Source organism: Nitrosarchaeum koreense MY1 (assembly GCF_000220175.1).
Lineage (GTDB): Archaea > Thermoproteota > Nitrososphaeria > Nitrososphaerales > Nitrosopumilaceae > Nitrosarchaeum > Nitrosarchaeum koreense.
In genome coordinates, this window is sequence record NZ_AFPU01000001.1 from 74472 (window position 1) to 90071 (window position 15600).

Genomic DNA, 15600 nt, shown 5'->3' on the forward strand with positions numbered 1-15600 from the left:
ATGATTAGATTCTGTTTTAATTATGAAATATAAGCAGATTCTACTTACTCGTCCACCTACAGGGTCAAATGCTTTACAAGGTGGCTCTGATGCAGATCCTCATCCACAACCTCCATTGGGCTTGGCTTATCTTGCGGGAGTTATTGAAAGACTACCCGATGTTAATGTTTTAGATATTCTTGATGGTAATTTCTCAAAAAATTATGTTTACGATGTAAAAATGGCAGTAAAAAAACACAATCCTGATCTAGTTGGATTTAGTGCATTTACTCCTTTTGCAAATCCTGCATTAGAAGCTGCAACTGCTGTAAAAGAAGTCAATCCGTCAATTCTTACCGTTTTAGGAGGACCACATGCTGTTCTAGCTGATGTCACTATGAGAAAATGTCCTGCATTAGATGTAATTGTGTATGATGAGGGTGAAGGACAAATCGAAGAGATTGTTAGTGGGAAACCTCTCTCTGATGTAGCTGGTTTGTTTATCAGAAAGGAAGGAAAAGTAGTACCAACAGCACCGCGATCATACATAGATAATATGGATTCATTGCCATATCCTGCTTATCATAAATTGCCACATTTTCCTGACGGTTATCACCCACATCCTCCAAAGAGTACTGGAAAAAAATGGTCTAGTATTATGTGGTCTCGCGGTTGTCCATTTTTCTGCAATTACTGTAATAGAGAAAATAGTTTTGGATTAAAATTTAGAAACCAGTCTCCTGAGTATGTAGTTGATCATATCAAATATCTTCATTCAGAATATGGAATCGAAGAATTGACTTTCTATGATGATGTGATGTCGCTTAATAGAAAAGCAACCATGACATTAATGAAGGCGATGAATCCTGAAAAACTAGGTTTCAAGCTAGATTGGGATGCTGAAACTCGTGTAGATCTAGTTGACAAGGAATTGCTATTGGAAATGAAAAAAGCAGGATGCAGGATGATCTCTTATGGAATAGAACATGGAGTGTTTATTCATGAAATTAAAGGTGGCAGAGCAACTCTCAAGCAAGCTGAGGATGCCGTAAGATGGACACATGAGGCTGGAATTCAGACTGTTGGATATTATATGATTGGGTTGCCACAAGAAACAGAAGAGACAATCAAGAAAACAATCGAGTTTGCAAAAAAATTAGATTGTACGTATGCGCAGTTTGCAATAACTATGCCGTTTCCTGGTAACAAGCTGTATGATGAAGCCATAAAGTCTGGCTTGATTCAACTAGATGATACTTGGGACAAGTTTGTCTATGCCGGTGTTGGTTCTGGTGGAATTCAAGCTCCAGTTTTAACTACAAATGCATTATCTGCCAAAGATTTGGCATATTGGGCAAAAAGAGCATACCGTGAATATTATTTCAGACCTTCTTACATACTCAAAAAATTGCTTAGTGTTAGAAGTTTCAAAGATTTTGCAATGTATTACAATGGTTACAAGATGTTGAAAAAAGATACCAAGTGATTAATTTGAAAATTACTGTAGGAATTCCGGCGTATAACGAAGAAAAAAATATTGCCTCCATAATTGAAAATTTAAGCAAAATAGCAGATACAATCATTGTCTGTAATGACGGTTCTAGTGATAATACTGGAAGAATAGCTGAAAAAATGGGGGCAGTTGTAATTAATCATGAAAGAAATATTGGATATGGTGGCGCCATACGATCACTCTTTCTTAAAGCTAGAGAATTAGAAAGTGATGTTCTAGTTACAATGGACTCTGATGGTCAACACAGAATCTCTGATGTATTGCCTGTTGCCGAACCAATCATTAAAAACCAGGCAGATCTAGTAATTGGTTCAAGATTCCTTGAGGGAAATCAGGAAAACATTCCAAAATACAGAAAGATTGGAATAAAAATGATAACTAAACTTGCCAATGCTTCTTTAGAGGATGCAGTATCTGATTCTCAAAGCGGTTTTAGGGCATATAGTAAAACTGTTCTTTCAGCAATAACTCCATCAGAACAAGGTATGGGAGTATCAAATGAAATTCTTATGAAAGCAAGTAAAAATGGGTTTAAAATTGCTGAAGTGCCAATAGTTGTATCATATGAAGGCAAAACCTCTACACAACATCCAGTTTCGCATGGCGTATCTGTAACACTGAGTACGCTAAAATTTATCTCAATTGAGCATCCTTTGAAATTCTATGGAATTCCAGGGCTGATTTTTTTTGGAATAGGACTGATATTTACAATTATGACGATTCAGGGATTTACAGAAACAAGACAAATTCTGTTGAGTGCTGCCGTAATTGGTGTTGGCACAATAATTTTTGGCACCGTTTTACTTATGACTTCTATCATTTTATATTCTATAGTAAATCTCGTACGAGAAAACTCTTCAAAGTGATTTTATGAAAATTCTTGTTACTGGTGGAGCTGGCTTTGTAGGTTCACATCTGACTGAATTATTAGTTTCAAAGAATCATTTTCCAATAATCGTTGATAATCTAAATAGTGGTCTTTACTCTAATATCAAAAAATTCATAGATTCAAAAAAAGCTCAATTCATCAAATGTGATATTCGAGATTTCAAAAAAGTCATGAAGCTTCCCAAAGTCGATGCGATAATTCACCTGGCAGCAATAGCTAGTGTAGTAGAATCAATAAGTAATCCAATTTTTGTAAATGATGTAAATGTTAATGGTACTTTGAATGTTCTTGAATTTTGTAGAAAAAGGAAAATCAAAAAACTTGTTTTTACATCATCTGCTGCAATCTATGGGGATTATGAGAAAAAAATAACTGAAACATCACCCACAGTTCCTACTTCTGTTTATGGTTCTACCAAGCTGACTGGTGAGCAATATTGCAAAATTTACTCAAGTTTGTTTGGAATCAACATTACGGCACTGAGACCATTTAACATTTACGGACCACGTCAAAACGATGCGTACGCTGGAGTGATCTCCAAATTCATGGATAGATTAAACGAAAACAAACCCCCAATAATATTTGGAAATGGAAAACAGACAAGGGACTTTATTCACGTTGACGATGTTGCACAAGCGTTTTACTTGGCTTTAAAATACAAAAAGAAATCTTTTGATGTCTTTAACTTGGCAACTGGAAAATCTACCTCAATTAATGAACTATCGGAAATTTTCCTCTTAGCTGCAAACAAGTCAGGACTAAAAACAATACACAAAAAATCCATTCCTGGCGTAGTTGTTCACAGCTCCACAAATCCAAATAAAATCAAGCAAAACTTGCACTTTACACCGACTATTGGTCTTAAAGATGGAATCACAAAGTTCGTAAAATCTCAAACCTATTCAAAATTATAATAAATCAGCAAATTTAAGACTGACCTGTTTTTACTGGTGTTGATTAACAGTGAATATACTTGCAATTGGAGCACATTGGGATGATATTGAACTTGGATGCGGTCTTACTTTAAAAAAGTTAAGGGAAAAAGGCCATAATATTTTCTCAGTAGTTGTATGCAGCTCTCAATATGGAAAAGATGAAAATGAAGGAATGAAAGAATCAGAGGCATTAGAATACGGATTAAAATCGTTTGAACTTATTGGTGCAGATTACATTCCGACTGATAAAGAACCTAACAGCAAATTAGCGTATAATAAAAAAATAATGCAAATCTTAGAAGGAATTGCAAACACCAAAAAAATTGATGCTGTTTTTACTCACTGGTTTGGGGACCTTAATACAGATCATAAGGCAACTTGGGAAATATCTAGAACCGCCTTTCGAAATGTAAAAAATTTCCTCATGTATCAATCCAATTCTTATGGTGATAATGTAAATATTTTTACGCCTAACTTATTTTTTAGTTTTAATCAGGAATCATATCTCTTTAAAGAAAAAATACTCTCTCAATATGTATCCGAGTGGGCTCGTAGGGAAATCAGATGGAAAAGAGAAATATTTGAAAGAGAGAGATACTGGGGACATATTTCAGGTAATGATTATGCTGAGGGATTTCAAGTAGGAAAAATTGTAGATTTTTTTGTATGATGTGTTGAGGAAAATGATTATGACTAACAAAAATCTTGATAATGAAAAAATTATCATTGGGAAAAACTGTGAAATTAATGATAATGTAGTTCTTGTTGGAAATATTAGAATTGGTAATAATTGTAAAATTGGAAATAATGTATTTTTAAAATCTGTTTCACTTGATGATAATACCACTGTAGAAGATAATTCTGTATTGGGATATGGTAATATTACTGGACATTATTATGAACCAAAACAGTCTCAAGTAAAAGATGAAAATCCAAATAAAGTGTTATATCAAATAAAAATTGGAAAAAATGTTTTGATTAGAACAGGAGTTACGATATATCTGGGTGTAAATATTTCTGATAATTGTTGGATCAATCATAATGCAATCATTAGAGAAAATGTAACTATCTTAGAAGATACAACTATTGGTTCAAACACCATTTGTGAAAACAATGTTTCAATAGGAAAAAGATGTGCTATTCATAATAATACCATGGTTTGTGCTGAAACAATGATTGAATCATATGTGTTTATTGGACCAGGTGTTACATTTACAAATAATTCTCCAATTGGACATTTACGTAATGTTCCTTCTACAATTAGAGGTGCAAAATTACGACTCGGCTGTGCTATCGGTGGTGGCGTCACTATTTGTCCTGGAGTTGAAATAGGACATGAAGCAATTATTGCTGCTGGTGCTATAGTTACCAAAGATATTCCACCAAGGATAATAGTTGCAGGAAATCCTGCAAAAAAAATAAAAGATGTTGATCAACAAAGTTTCATAAAAGAAGACATTCGTAAACAATATGGAATTTAACTAAAACAGTTGTAACTAGTGATTTGCATCAAAACATAAAATACTATAAAACAACATATTTCTTTACTAAAACATGAATATTTTAATAATTCATGAAGTTGATTGGATAAAGAAAGTTACGTACGAAATCCATCATTTATCAGAGCTCTTTTCTTTAAAGGGTCATAATGTTTATGCAATAGACATTCCAGATCCAGGAAAATCATCAAATAAAGAAACTAGCGATGTAGACAACTATCATAGAATATATGAAAAATCATCTGTTAAACTTTTGAGAACTCCTGTAATACCTATTAAAGGTCTGAATCGTATCTCTGCTTATTTTACATCATATCGTTTTATTAAAAAAACTTTGCAAGATTACAATATTGATATTGTTTTATTATACTCTATTGTGACAAATGCAAAGGCTACCATAAAAGCATGTACAGAATCTAACATTCCTATTATCCATAGAACATTTGATGTTGTTCATGATTTGATTGATGAAAAATACTTGAAGAATATAGTTTTAAAATTTGAAAAATCCGCATATCCAGAATTTGATGAAGTGATCGCAAACACCCCGTTTATGAAAAAATGGTCTGAAGATATGAAATCAAAACATGTAATCATAATTCCACAAGGAGTTGATCCAAATATCATGAAACCCTTACCTAAAGATTTAGAGCTACAGAAAAATCTTCAAATCTCTGACCAAGATCGGGTTGTAATGTATTTGGGTAGTATACACTCAATTTCAGGATTGCCTGTAATCCTAAATTCAATTCCTAAGATTGTCCAAAAAATTCCTCACTTCAAATTACTTGTTGTAGGTGGAGGAGCACATCTTGAGAATCTCAAAGAGATATCAAAAAAATTAGGAATACAGGACAAAGTCGTCTTTACTGATTATGTACCATATTTGCATATACCTAGATATTGTAGTCTTGCAGAGTTATGCATTAATCCATTTGAAATTACTGACATGACAAAAAAATTATCTCCAGTTAAAATTTTTGATCTTTTGGCTTGTGGTAAACCTGTTTTGGCAACTCCTTTGGAAGGATTATTGTATGATTTTCCAGATGAATCAAAAATATTGATTTATGCTAATTTGGAGCAATTTGAGTCTGAAATAATTTCACTGCTTAATAATGAATCTTTAGAAAGTTTTGGGAGGAAAGGCAGGCAATATGTTGAGGCTAACTATACTTGGGAAAATGTTGCAAATAGATTTTTAAAAGAATTTGAAACTTTTCTGAACTAGCATATTTTATCAATAACTTTTTAATTCACGTATAATCAGAGCCGATATCTAATGAAAATAATGTCTATTTTTGGAACCAGGCCAGAAATTATTCGTTTAAGTAGAATATTTGCATTGTTGGATAAAAATTTTGAACATATAATGGTCAACACAAGTCAAAATTACACTAGGGAATTAAATTCAGTTTTTTTTGATGATCTGAGTATTAGAAAACCTGATTATGATTTAAAAGTAAACACTGAAGCATATGGAATAGAAGTAGCTGATGTCATTGTTAAAACGGAAAAACTTCTAAAAAAGGAAAATCCAGACATATTGTTAATTCTAGGTGATACTAACAGCGGACTTTCTGCAATTCCAGCCGCACATCAAGGAATAAAAATTGCTCATCTAGAAGCAGGTATGCGAAGCTATGATCTTAGAATGCCTGAAGAAAAAAACCGTGTCATGATTGATCATCTTTCTACTGTATTGTTACCATACACTCATTATTCTCGAGAAAATCTAATTAGGGAAAATATTCATCCAAGTAAAATCTTTGTTGTAGGAAATCCAATAATTGAGGTAATAGAACACTATATGCCTAAAATTGAGAAAAGTAAAATATTTCAAAAACTAAAAATTAAAAAAAATGAATACTTTCTTGTCACAGCACACAGAAGCGAAAATGTTGACAATGTAAAGTCATTAAAGAATATTTTTTCTGGTCTTGAAAAAATTCACAAAAAATTTGGTAAAAAAATTATTTATCCTATTCATCCTAGAACAACTAGTAAAATGAAAAATATTGAAATTCCAAAAGGAGTTCAATTAATTGATCCTTTAGGATTTTTTGATTTTACTTATTTGGAAAAAAATGCTTTTTGTCTACTTACTGATTCTGGAACAGTTCCTGAAGAGACACTTTATTTCAAGAAACCTTGTGTAACAATAAGGGAAAGCACTGAAAGACCAGAAATCATTGAAGCAGGTTCTAACATATTGTCTGGATTGGAGCCTGAAAACATACTACGTGCTACAGAATCCATTACTTCTGGAAAACCAGATTGGCAATGGAAAGAAGCCCTTGGTGATGGAAAAACTGCAAGAAAAGTCATCAATATTTTACACGGAAAACTTTACTGAACATTTTTTATACCTACAATCTGGTATTATTCTAAATGACCATACTGATTACTGGAGTTACTGGTGTTTTAGGTTCTGAATTAAAAAAATTATTTCCAGACTCCATTTCACCTGAACATAAAGATTTTGATATATGTGATAAGAGTCAGGTTGACGCTCTTTTTAATCAAGAAAAATTTGATCTTGTAATTCATACTGCTGCATACACAACAGTACGAGGATGTGAAGAAAATAAAGAGTTAGCAATGAAAGTAAATGTGGAGGGAACAAAAAATTTAGTTGATGCAACATCAAAGTTTTCACCACATGCAAAATTTGTTTACATTAGTACAGCTTGTGTTTTTGATGGACACTACGAAATGTATGTGGAAAGTTCTATTCCATACCCTGAGAATTTTTATGCGCTAACCAAGTTATTAGGCGAATATGAAGCACAAAGAATACTGAATCACATTATAATTCGAACAAATTTTGTTGGAAAGAAAAAATGGCCATACCCAGGTGCATTTACAGATCGATTTGGAACGTATATCTTTGCAGATAAAGTTGCATATGGAATTAAGGAAATCTGTGAAAATAATTTAGAGGGTATAATCCATATTGTTGGAGACAAGAAAATCTCAATGTTTGATTTAGCAAAAATGACAACTCCTGATGTAAAACCTATGACATTAGATGATTATACAGGACCTCCACTTACAATTGATATGAGCCTTGATACAAAAAGATGGAAGAAATACAAACTTGAATGTATCTAAGTTATTAGATTTTAATTAATAGTTTTTAAACCAAACATCTCATCTCATTTGTATGACTCTGAAAAAAATACTGTCTCCTATTTTTAACAAAACTGTTAAACATCTTGCAGGACATGGAATCGGAAGAAACAAAGCAGTTGGAACTGTATTTAATTACCTAAAATCTTCTCTCAAAGAAGAATACGTACAAATTGATGATCACATCATGTATCTGGACAAACAAGATTCGTTATGTCTTTCTATCAACAATATTTATGAAAAATTTGAAACAGATCTTGTAAAACAAGAAATCAAAAAAGGCGATGTGGTAATAGATATAGGTGCAAATATTGGATATTATACTCTAATTTTTGCTAAACTTGTAGGTGATACCGGTAAGGTATTTGCTTTTGAACCAGATCCAACCAATTTTGAACTGTTAAGGAAAAATATTGAAGCAAATGGCTACAAGAATGTAATATTGGAACAGAAGGCATTATCTAACAAAGAGGGGAAGGTCACACTAGCACTAAGCAAACAAAATACTGCAGGTCATCATATAAGTTCTGAACAACAAGATTCTAAGAACTCAATTCAAGTAGATGCAATTATTGCTGATAATTATTTCAAGAATTTTGAACGTAAGATTAATTTTGTAAAAATGGATGTTGAGGGAGCAGAAAGTATAGTTTTAGGTGGAATGACAAATATGCTGAGAAACAATGCTGAATTGAAAATGATGGTTGAATACAACCCAGATGCTATAAAAAATATGGGATTAGATCCTGCGTCATACCTTGAATTATTGATCAGGAATGGTTTTAGTATGATGGACATTGACAGTAAGAATATGAAAATTACAAATACAGATGTACAATCATTAATTAGAAAATATCATGATGAATATACCAATCTCTTGTGCGTGAAATCTTAAAATCTATTGGTATATGTTATTTGTACCACTCTATAGTATCTCTTAATCCTTCATCAAAAGATGTTTTTGGTTTAAATCCTAATTTTTTAATTTTTGTTATGTCTGGCAATCGCCTTGATGTTCCTGAACCGATTTTTTGTTTGAATTTAGGTTCTAGTTTTTTATTTAAGATTCTTTCAAAATATTTTATTAAATCACGTATGGATGTTTCAATATCAATCCCAACATTGAAAATATCAACTTGATTTTTCTGTTTCCTTTCTATGATGAGTGTAGCATCTATTGCATCATCAATATAACAAAAGCTTCGTGTCTCTCTTCCAGTACCTTCTACAGAAAATTTGTTATTTTTTCTAATTTTCTTAAGCAGATCTGGTATGACATGACCATATTGATCTCTTGGACCGTATAGATTGTTGTATCTTATAATTGAACATTTGAATTCATATTTTTTTGCATAATTCACACAGAGTACCTCACCCATTGTTTTGCTTGCTCCATATGACCATCTTGGATTATTCACATCTGGAACCACTAATTTCTCGGATTCCGATGTAGGAAATTTTTCAGGAATTCCATAAGTTTCTGATGATGAAGCAAACAAGACATGAGGTATTTTATGATCTATAGCATATTCTAACGCGTTAAATGTGCCTCTGACATTAACGTCTAAAACAATATCTGGAATAGAATAAAAATTTGGAGTGCCATTAATTGCAGCGAAATGGAAAAGAGCATCAATTTTACCAGAATATTTTGGCCAATCTCTAGATTTTCGCACATCACCTTTTTTTACAGTTATTTTTTTCAGTATGTCTGTAGAAAAATTCTTGAATGTGCCTCTGAATTCATTATCAAAACAAATCACATTATGGCCCTCCATAGCTAATCTCTCAACTAAATGAGATCCGATAAAACCGGCTCCACCTGTTACTAAAAACGTCTTTTTGATCATTGAAATCTTACCATGTAAATGCTACGTACGTTTTTGTTATTGATTGGTAAAATTCTTCAAACTGTCTAATCAATTCCCACACCTGTGTAAATTATTTCCTTGTCTTCTCTAAGATCTCTAAACATTGACCAACAATCAACAAAAACACAGGGTTTGGAGGATGAGCGTAACAATTCCTTCATATTCAAAGAATGATAAGATTTATGATTGTTCATAACAACTACACAATCTGCATCCTCAAAACCTTTTTGTATTGTAGTAACTTTTACGCCGATATTCTCAATATCTAAAGCAGGGACAATTGGATCATATCCAACAATATTTGTAAAATGCTTTTTCAATTCTTCTACAAGAATCAATGTTGGTGAATTTCTAATGTCACCTGTTTCTGGATTACCCTTAAACGCAAATCCTATTATGAAAATTTTCAAGTTTCCTTTTTTCCCCATCATTTCGATTTTTCTAACAACTTTTTTTGCAAGAAATGATGGAATGTACTCATTAACCCACCTGCTATGAGATATAATCTCTGGCTTGTAGCCATATTGACTTGCCACATGTGCAAGAATGTAAGGATCTTTGGATAAACATGGTCCACCTACACCTGGACTAGGCATTGGAATGTTGTTACGTGGATACTGAAAATTAGCTTTTTCAATACATTCTTTTGCATCTAATTTTAAAGTCTCACAAATGATTGCAATCTCATTTGCATATGCAAATCTGACATCACGGTAAGTGTTATCAATTAATTTCATCATTTCAGCAGTCTCAATACTAGATACTGGAATAATCGTTGGTGTCATCTGTTTAAAAATAAGCGATGTCTTTTCCATCCCCTCCGATGTCAGACTACCGATAATCTGTGGATTTGTTTTAAGCTCCAATAATGCAACACCTTCAGCAGTACGTTCGGGAGCAAACACTACATCAAAATCAACACCGCTTTTGAGATTTGATTTTTCTTCAAGGATTGGTATTACGATATTCCTAGTTGTTCCTACTGGAATGGTGGATCTTAAAATCACCACCTGCCCTTTCTTTAATTTCATTCCTGTCTCCTCACTTGCAGATATTATGTAATCTAGGATAGGTGAATTTTTAGAATTGAGCGGTGTCCCAACACAAATTATGTAAGCATCAAAGTCAATCTCTGGAATGCTTTCTAATATGTGCAGATTTGTGCCAAGATGCTTTTGTAACAGCGAATCTACATTCTTTTCTGAAATTGTTGGCTTCCCATTTCTTAATGACAAAACAGTTTCTTTCTTACTGTCTACTCCGTACACTATCACTCCGCAATCTGACAAAGTTATCGCTAAAGTTAATCCTACATAGCCTAAACCAACAACACAAACCTTCATAGCTCAAATCATTTTTGCATGTAATTTAAACTTGAAGATGAAATTTTCAATTCTTGTTCGCTTTAATTTTTATCCAATCTTGAATAAGATCTCGGAATTCCCTGTTTTTTTCATTCATTTCAAAATATTGCTTCACTCGTAATCTTGCTGATTTTCCCATTTTGTAACTTAGTTCTGGATTGTCCAAAAATTTCTCTAGACAGTTTATCAGAGCATCTTCATTGTTTTCATCTATTAGAAAACCTGTTTCATTATCTAGTATTGTTTCTTCAGTACCTCCAGGTTTGCAGGCAATTACAGGAGTTTCACAAGCCATAGCTTCTGTAACTATCATGCCAAATGGAGGTTTTCTTACTAGATGCACTACGGCAAGTGATTTAGAGTAAAGTACAGCTAGTTCCTCATCACTTACTTTACCGTAAAATTTTACAACATCTGAAATACCAAGACGCTCAACAAGATCACGAAGCTCTTTGTTATGAGAACCTGAATCTCCTGCAATCCAAACCTCGAAATCTTTTCTCTTTTGATACATTTTTTTTGCTGCAACTATAAGAAAATCTGTTCGTTGGGCTTTTTGTGCTGCTATTGACAAAAATGCTCTCTTTTTTTCTATGTTGGTTGCTTTGAAAACATTTGTTCTTGTACCAAGATGAATTACCCTGATTGGAATTTTTGTGTAAATTTTCGAGATGTGGTTGGCAGAAAAATTACTGTTACAAATAATTTCATCGAAATTTTTCCATCTTTTTTTATCTAATGGACGAACAAAAACTCTAATTATTAACCATAAAATGTATTTTCCAAATGATAAATTTTTGATATATGTATTGGTGTATAGTAAATTGATGTCTTGAGGATAACATAAAACTGGTTTATTGTCAAATTTTTGAGCCCACAATGTAGCAGGAAAGTTCATGAAAAGTATAGCGTCTGGATTCTCTGAATTCACTATTGTTTTGAGTTTTTTTTGTATTTTTTTCAGATTGAACCAAAATTTTATTGATTGTGTAAGACTTGATTGATCTGCCAAGTCTATTATTTTCAAATTATTTTTCTCATCATAAATTGTTCTATCTGTGAATAAAGAAGCAAGAATTACTGTATCATTTACTGATGCTAGATAATCTGAAAATTCCCATGTAAATCTACCTGCACCTCCTTTAGATGCTAAATAAGGAGCAACAATACAAATTTTCATTTCTTTTGTTGCAATTTGATTCTTAATATCCGTTTAATTGGTTTCCTTCAAGTTTTAAACAATAATTTGATTATCTTGTTATTTTACTCTTCACTTCACATAAAATACTGTGTTTTTAGTAATTGTTTTTTATTTAATTATATATTGTAAAAATACCAAAACACTGCATAACTGATTTAAATCAATTAGTGACGATTTTTACTCAATAATCGTTCAACTAATATAAAATAAATCGCATGTACCGTAGATGCAATTACTATTGATATGGCTGATCCATTTACTCCCCAAATTGTACCTAGTATGAGAATTGCAGGAATTTGAACCCCGAGATATAATCCTGATCCAATAATTACAATTTTACTTTTAGCCATGCCAAGGAATTTTGAAACATAAGTAGTGATAACTGTAGCTGGAATAATCGATATGCTCATAATCTGAATAATTTCTATGGCCTCAATAAATTTAGGAAATAAAATAGGCAATATGATAGGAGCTAAAATTATACTAAGAATTGCAAGTAAAACTGAAAATAAAATTATGATTTTTTTAAGTAATTTATTCTGATTTCCAGTAGCATCATGAGCTAATGTGTATTGGAAAATAATTCCAGGTACCAAATGTAACATAGCCATGAATTGTATTCCTAGTTGATAATTTCCAAGTAATCCAAAACCTAACAATGGCGCAATAATTAATTTATCAAGTGATCCCCTAAATGCGTTTGTCAGATCTAATAAATAATTATTAAAAATAAAACCAACGCGAGAACTTACCAATGAAAAATCTATTTTTGTATTTTTAAATTCTTTGTATATTAAAAACCCAAAAGGAAAAAATGATACTGCAATTCCTAAAATTATACCTTGAATTTCTAACACATAAAAAAACCCTACAGCTAATGCTACCATTAGTATTTTTTGTGCAATAATGAATTTTGAATAATTTCTATAGAATTTTTTTCCTAAAAGATTAGACGTAATCAGCATAAAAATTACATAACCAATAACATACAGACTAATACTGAAATCATTTACAAAAATAAAAAATAATATTGTTGAGGTAATCAGAGAAGATAAAATTACCATTAAAAACATTGGAGGCTGTATCTTTACACCTTTGGCAGCATAAACTATGATTGTGTTTCCTGACCCAATAAGAGCAATCATGGAAGCGATAACTCCGATTGAAATTAAATAACTGACTTCACCATATTTTTCCGTACCTAACAGTGCTGCCATATAAAACCAAAATATGCCTCCAATCGCATTACTAATTCCAACTCCTAATCCTAATGAGCTTAAATCCTTGAATTTTGAAAAAAATTCTTTGACTTTATTCAAATTATCTATCACTTTGAACCAATACTCTTGATTTTTCTCATTAAATCAACTATGATTGAAATCTCTCCGATGCAATTTATCTTGATAAAAAAACCTAAATTTTTCATGATAAACACAGATCCTAAATTTTTTCCACACCATTTTGTAAATGGATACATTGGCAATATTGTTGTGATTAAACCATGATGCATTTGTTTTGCTACTCCAAACATTCCTTTTCTTGACATACCTTCATCATATACATTCATCAAAACTTTATCCACAACAAATAGCTCTCCAAATTTTAAAATATTTAGCATAATGCATCCCTCATTCCATAGAAACGAATCTTTTACGTAAGCTTGTCTTATTTGATCTGTACGAAAAACACCATAGAAAATTTGATTATGCCTAAGATTCTTGATATATTCCTTAACTCTTTTTTCATATGATCCTGTTGCTGGAAAAGTATCTAAATGACCAAACGTTTTTTTGAACTTTTTTATTTTATTCTTAAATATTGAATCATTAGATCGAATTTCAAGTTCATTCGTGGTTTTTCCATATAATCTCATTTTACTGACACTACAAGCAATTTTTTTATCGGATTCAAGTTTTTTGACATTTTCTTCTAAAAATTGAGGTAACAAAATATCATCTACTGCTGACCATAAAAAATATTCATATTTTGCTTTCTCTAAAACAAAACCAAAATTCCACCATGCCCCCATGTTTTTATTTTGTCGAAAATAACATATTCTCTTATCTTTTTTAGCATATTCTTCACAGATTTTTGCTGTCAAATCAGTAGATGCATTGTCCGAAATTATGATTTCAAAATTAGTAAAAGTCTGTTCCAGCAATGAATCAAGTTTTTTATGAAGGAATTTTTCACCGTTGTATACTGGTATGCCAATACTTAATTTTACTCCGTTCATCGATTTCCTTTATTTTATATAATCATAATAAAAGTGTCCTCTTAATTCAAGTAACTTATTAACAAATATGAAAATTAATTTCATTCAATATTCCTTCAGTGGATTATTATTTTTCATTGATTCTATTCCATCTTTTATTCCCATCATTTTAATTCCAGTTTTTTGAAAAAGTTTCTCATTACTCAAATTTACATTTACACGCTTTGCTGGAAGATTCAAACTCTTCGATGAAATTGGTTTTATCAAGTTTTTATCTAATCCAAAAATTTCTGCAGTGGAAAGAGACCATTCATACCTATTTACAAAATCAGAACCACAAACATGATAAATTCCTGATAAATTACAATTAATCAAATTTTCTAAAGCATTAATAAAATCTGGTATGTATGTGGGAACATTATACCAATCCATGATTTCATTCAATATTTTTCTTTCTTGTAACGTTTGAAGTACTCTTAGAACCGAGTTAGTACGTTGCCATTTTTCTTTCCAATCATATGGTTGATCTGTTCTTAAAATTAGAAATGATAGTTTAGAATTTTTTACTATTTTTTCACCTTTTAATTTTGTCAGACCGTAATAAGTTGTAGGAGATGGTTCATCCTCTTCAAAATATTTGTTTTTCTCTCCATTAAAAACAAAGGATGTTGATATGTACACTATTTTGCAGTTAATTCTTTGACATCCTGTTACTATATTTTCTGTTCCTTCTACATTAATTGAATCTGCCAATTTTTTATCAATCTCACACAAATCGACATTTGTAAGTGCTGCTGCATGAATGATCAAATCTGCATTAATTTTTGAAATTATATCTATAGTTTCATCTTTTTTTCTAATGTCAAGTTTATGTCCTATTCCAACATCAATCTTATTTTCATAATATGTGTAGATTACATCGTTTTTACTTTCTATGAATCTTCTAACAATTTTAGAACCAATTATGCCGCTTCCGCCTATTACTAGAATCTTCATTTCTTA

The 15600-nt window shown here is 31.6% G+C and carries 15 protein-coding genes; 9 read left to right on the forward strand and 6 right to left on the reverse strand.

Annotated features, from left to right (window positions below):
• Nucleotides 1-22: 22 nt before the first annotated feature.
• From MY1_RS00365 to MY1_RS00405, 9 genes are all read left to right on the forward strand, one after another.
• Nucleotides 23-1465, forward strand: a complete 1443-nt coding sequence (locus MY1_RS00365) for a B12-binding domain-containing radical SAM protein (RefSeq protein WP_007549447.1) — start codon at nt 23-25, stop codon at nt 1463-1465.
• Nucleotides 1462-2358: a glycosyltransferase family 2 protein gene (locus MY1_RS00370; RefSeq protein ID WP_237698772.1), complete on the forward strand. Its 897-nt coding sequence runs from the start codon at nt 1462-1464 to the stop codon at nt 2356-2358. Before MY1_RS00365 ends, MY1_RS00370 begins: the two co-directional genes overlap by 4 nt.
• A gap of 4 nt (nt 2359-2362) precedes the next feature.
• Nucleotides 2363-3295, forward strand: coding sequence for an NAD-dependent epimerase/dehydratase family protein (locus tag MY1_RS00375; protein ID WP_007549449.1), 933 nt, complete (start codon nt 2363-2365; stop codon nt 3293-3295).
• Nucleotides 3296-3344: 49 nt separating this feature from the next.
• Entirely contained in the window at nt 3345-3986 is a 642-nt protein-coding gene (locus MY1_RS00380; RefSeq protein ID WP_007549450.1) for a PIG-L deacetylase family protein, read from the forward strand.
• A 19-nt stretch (nt 3987-4005) separates the two neighbouring features.
• Nucleotides 4006-4797, forward strand: coding sequence for an N-acetyltransferase (locus tag MY1_RS00385; protein ID WP_192805771.1), 792 nt, complete (start codon nt 4006-4008; stop codon nt 4795-4797).
• Between the two features lie 73 nt (nt 4798-4870).
• Entirely contained in the window at nt 4871-6046 is a 1176-nt protein-coding gene (locus tag MY1_RS00390; protein ID WP_007549452.1) for a glycosyltransferase, read from the forward strand.
• A gap of 51 nt (nt 6047-6097) precedes the next feature.
• A complete protein-coding gene (gene wecB / locus MY1_RS00395) occupies nt 6098-7171 on the forward strand; it encodes a non-hydrolyzing UDP-N-acetylglucosamine 2-epimerase (protein ID WP_007549453.1) in 1074 nt (357 codons plus the stop codon).
• A gap of 35 nt (nt 7172-7206) precedes the next feature.
• On the forward strand, nt 7207-7929 hold the full coding sequence (locus MY1_RS00400) for an SDR family oxidoreductase (RefSeq protein ID WP_007549454.1): 723 nt from the start codon (nt 7207-7209) through the stop codon (nt 7927-7929).
• Nucleotides 7930-7981: 52 nt separating this feature from the next.
• The gene (locus tag MY1_RS00405; RefSeq protein WP_007549455.1) at nt 7982-8842 is read left to right on the forward strand and encodes an FkbM family methyltransferase; all 861 of its coding nucleotides are present in this window, start codon (nt 7982-7984) and stop codon (nt 8840-8842) included.
• A gap of 16 nt (nt 8843-8858) precedes the next feature.
• On the opposite strand, the gene MY1_RS00410 is transcribed toward MY1_RS00405, so the two are convergent.
• The 6 genes from MY1_RS00410 to MY1_RS00435 form a co-directional block, all read right to left on the reverse strand.
• Nucleotides 8859-9797, reverse strand: a complete 939-nt coding sequence (locus MY1_RS00410; protein ID WP_007549456.1) for an NAD-dependent epimerase/dehydratase family protein — start codon at nt 9795-9797, stop codon at nt 8859-8861.
• Nucleotides 9798-9862: 65 nt separating this feature from the next.
• Nucleotides 9863-11161: a nucleotide sugar dehydrogenase gene (locus MY1_RS00415; protein WP_007549457.1), complete on the reverse strand. Its 1299-nt coding sequence runs from the start codon at nt 11159-11161 to the stop codon at nt 9863-9865.
• A gap of 46 nt (nt 11162-11207) precedes the next feature.
• Nucleotides 11208-12362: a glycosyltransferase family 4 protein gene (locus MY1_RS00420; RefSeq protein ID WP_007549458.1), complete on the reverse strand. Its 1155-nt coding sequence runs from the start codon at nt 12360-12362 to the stop codon at nt 11208-11210.
• 185 nt (nt 12363-12547) lie between these two features.
• Nucleotides 12548-13702, reverse strand: a complete 1155-nt coding sequence (locus tag MY1_RS00425; protein ID WP_007549459.1) for a lipopolysaccharide biosynthesis protein — start codon at nt 13700-13702, stop codon at nt 12548-12550.
• 8 nt (nt 13703-13710) lie between these two features.
• Nucleotides 13711-14619, reverse strand: coding sequence for a glycosyltransferase family 2 protein (locus tag MY1_RS09435; RefSeq protein ID WP_007549460.1), 909 nt, complete (start codon nt 14617-14619; stop codon nt 13711-13713).
• A gap of 84 nt (nt 14620-14703) precedes the next feature.
• A complete protein-coding gene (locus MY1_RS00435) occupies nt 14704-15594 on the reverse strand; it encodes an SDR family oxidoreductase (RefSeq protein WP_007549462.1) in 891 nt (296 codons plus the stop codon).
• Between the last annotated feature and the right edge of the window lie 6 nt (nt 15595-15600).

Bases quoted from the DNA above. Each gene is read 5' to 3' on its own strand.
- MY1_RS00420 (WP_007549458.1), bottom strand. From the start codon at position 12,362: ATGAAAATTTGTATTGTTGCTCCTTATTTAGCATCTAAAGGAGGTGCA.
- MY1_RS00400 (WP_007549454.1), top strand. From the start codon at position 7,207: ATGACCATACTGATTACTGGAGTTACTGGTGTTTTAGGTTCTGAATTA.
- MY1_RS00385 (WP_192805771.1), top strand. From the start codon at position 4,006: ATGACTAACAAAAATCTTGATAATGAAAAAATTATCATTGGGAAAAAC.
- MY1_RS00375 (WP_007549449.1), top strand. From the start codon at position 2,363: ATGAAAATTCTTGTTACTGGTGGAGCTGGCTTTGTAGGTTCACATCTG.
- MY1_RS00365 (WP_007549447.1), top strand. From the start codon at position 23: ATGAAATATAAGCAGATTCTACTTACTCGTCCACCTACAGGGTCAAAT.
- MY1_RS00410 (WP_007549456.1), bottom strand. From the start codon at position 9,797: ATGATCAAAAAGACGTTTTTAGTAACAGGTGGAGCCGGTTTTATCGGA.
- MY1_RS00435 (WP_007549462.1), bottom strand. From the start codon at position 15,594: ATGAAGATTCTAGTAATAGGCGGAAGCGGCATAATTGGTTCTAAAATT.
- MY1_RS00405 (WP_007549455.1), top strand. From the start codon at position 7,982: ATGACTCTGAAAAAAATACTGTCTCCTATTTTTAACAAAACTGTTAAA.
- wecB (WP_007549453.1), top strand. From the start codon at position 6,098: ATGAAAATAATGTCTATTTTTGGAACCAGGCCAGAAATTATTCGTTTA.
- MY1_RS00415 (WP_007549457.1), bottom strand. From the start codon at position 11,161: ATGAAGGTTTGTGTTGTTGGTTTAGGCTATGTAGGATTAACTTTAGCG.
- MY1_RS00390 (WP_007549452.1), top strand. From the start codon at position 4,871: ATGAATATTTTAATAATTCATGAAGTTGATTGGATAAAGAAAGTTACG.
- MY1_RS09435 (WP_007549460.1), bottom strand. From the start codon at position 14,619: ATGAACGGAGTAAAATTAAGTATTGGCATACCAGTATACAACGGTGAA.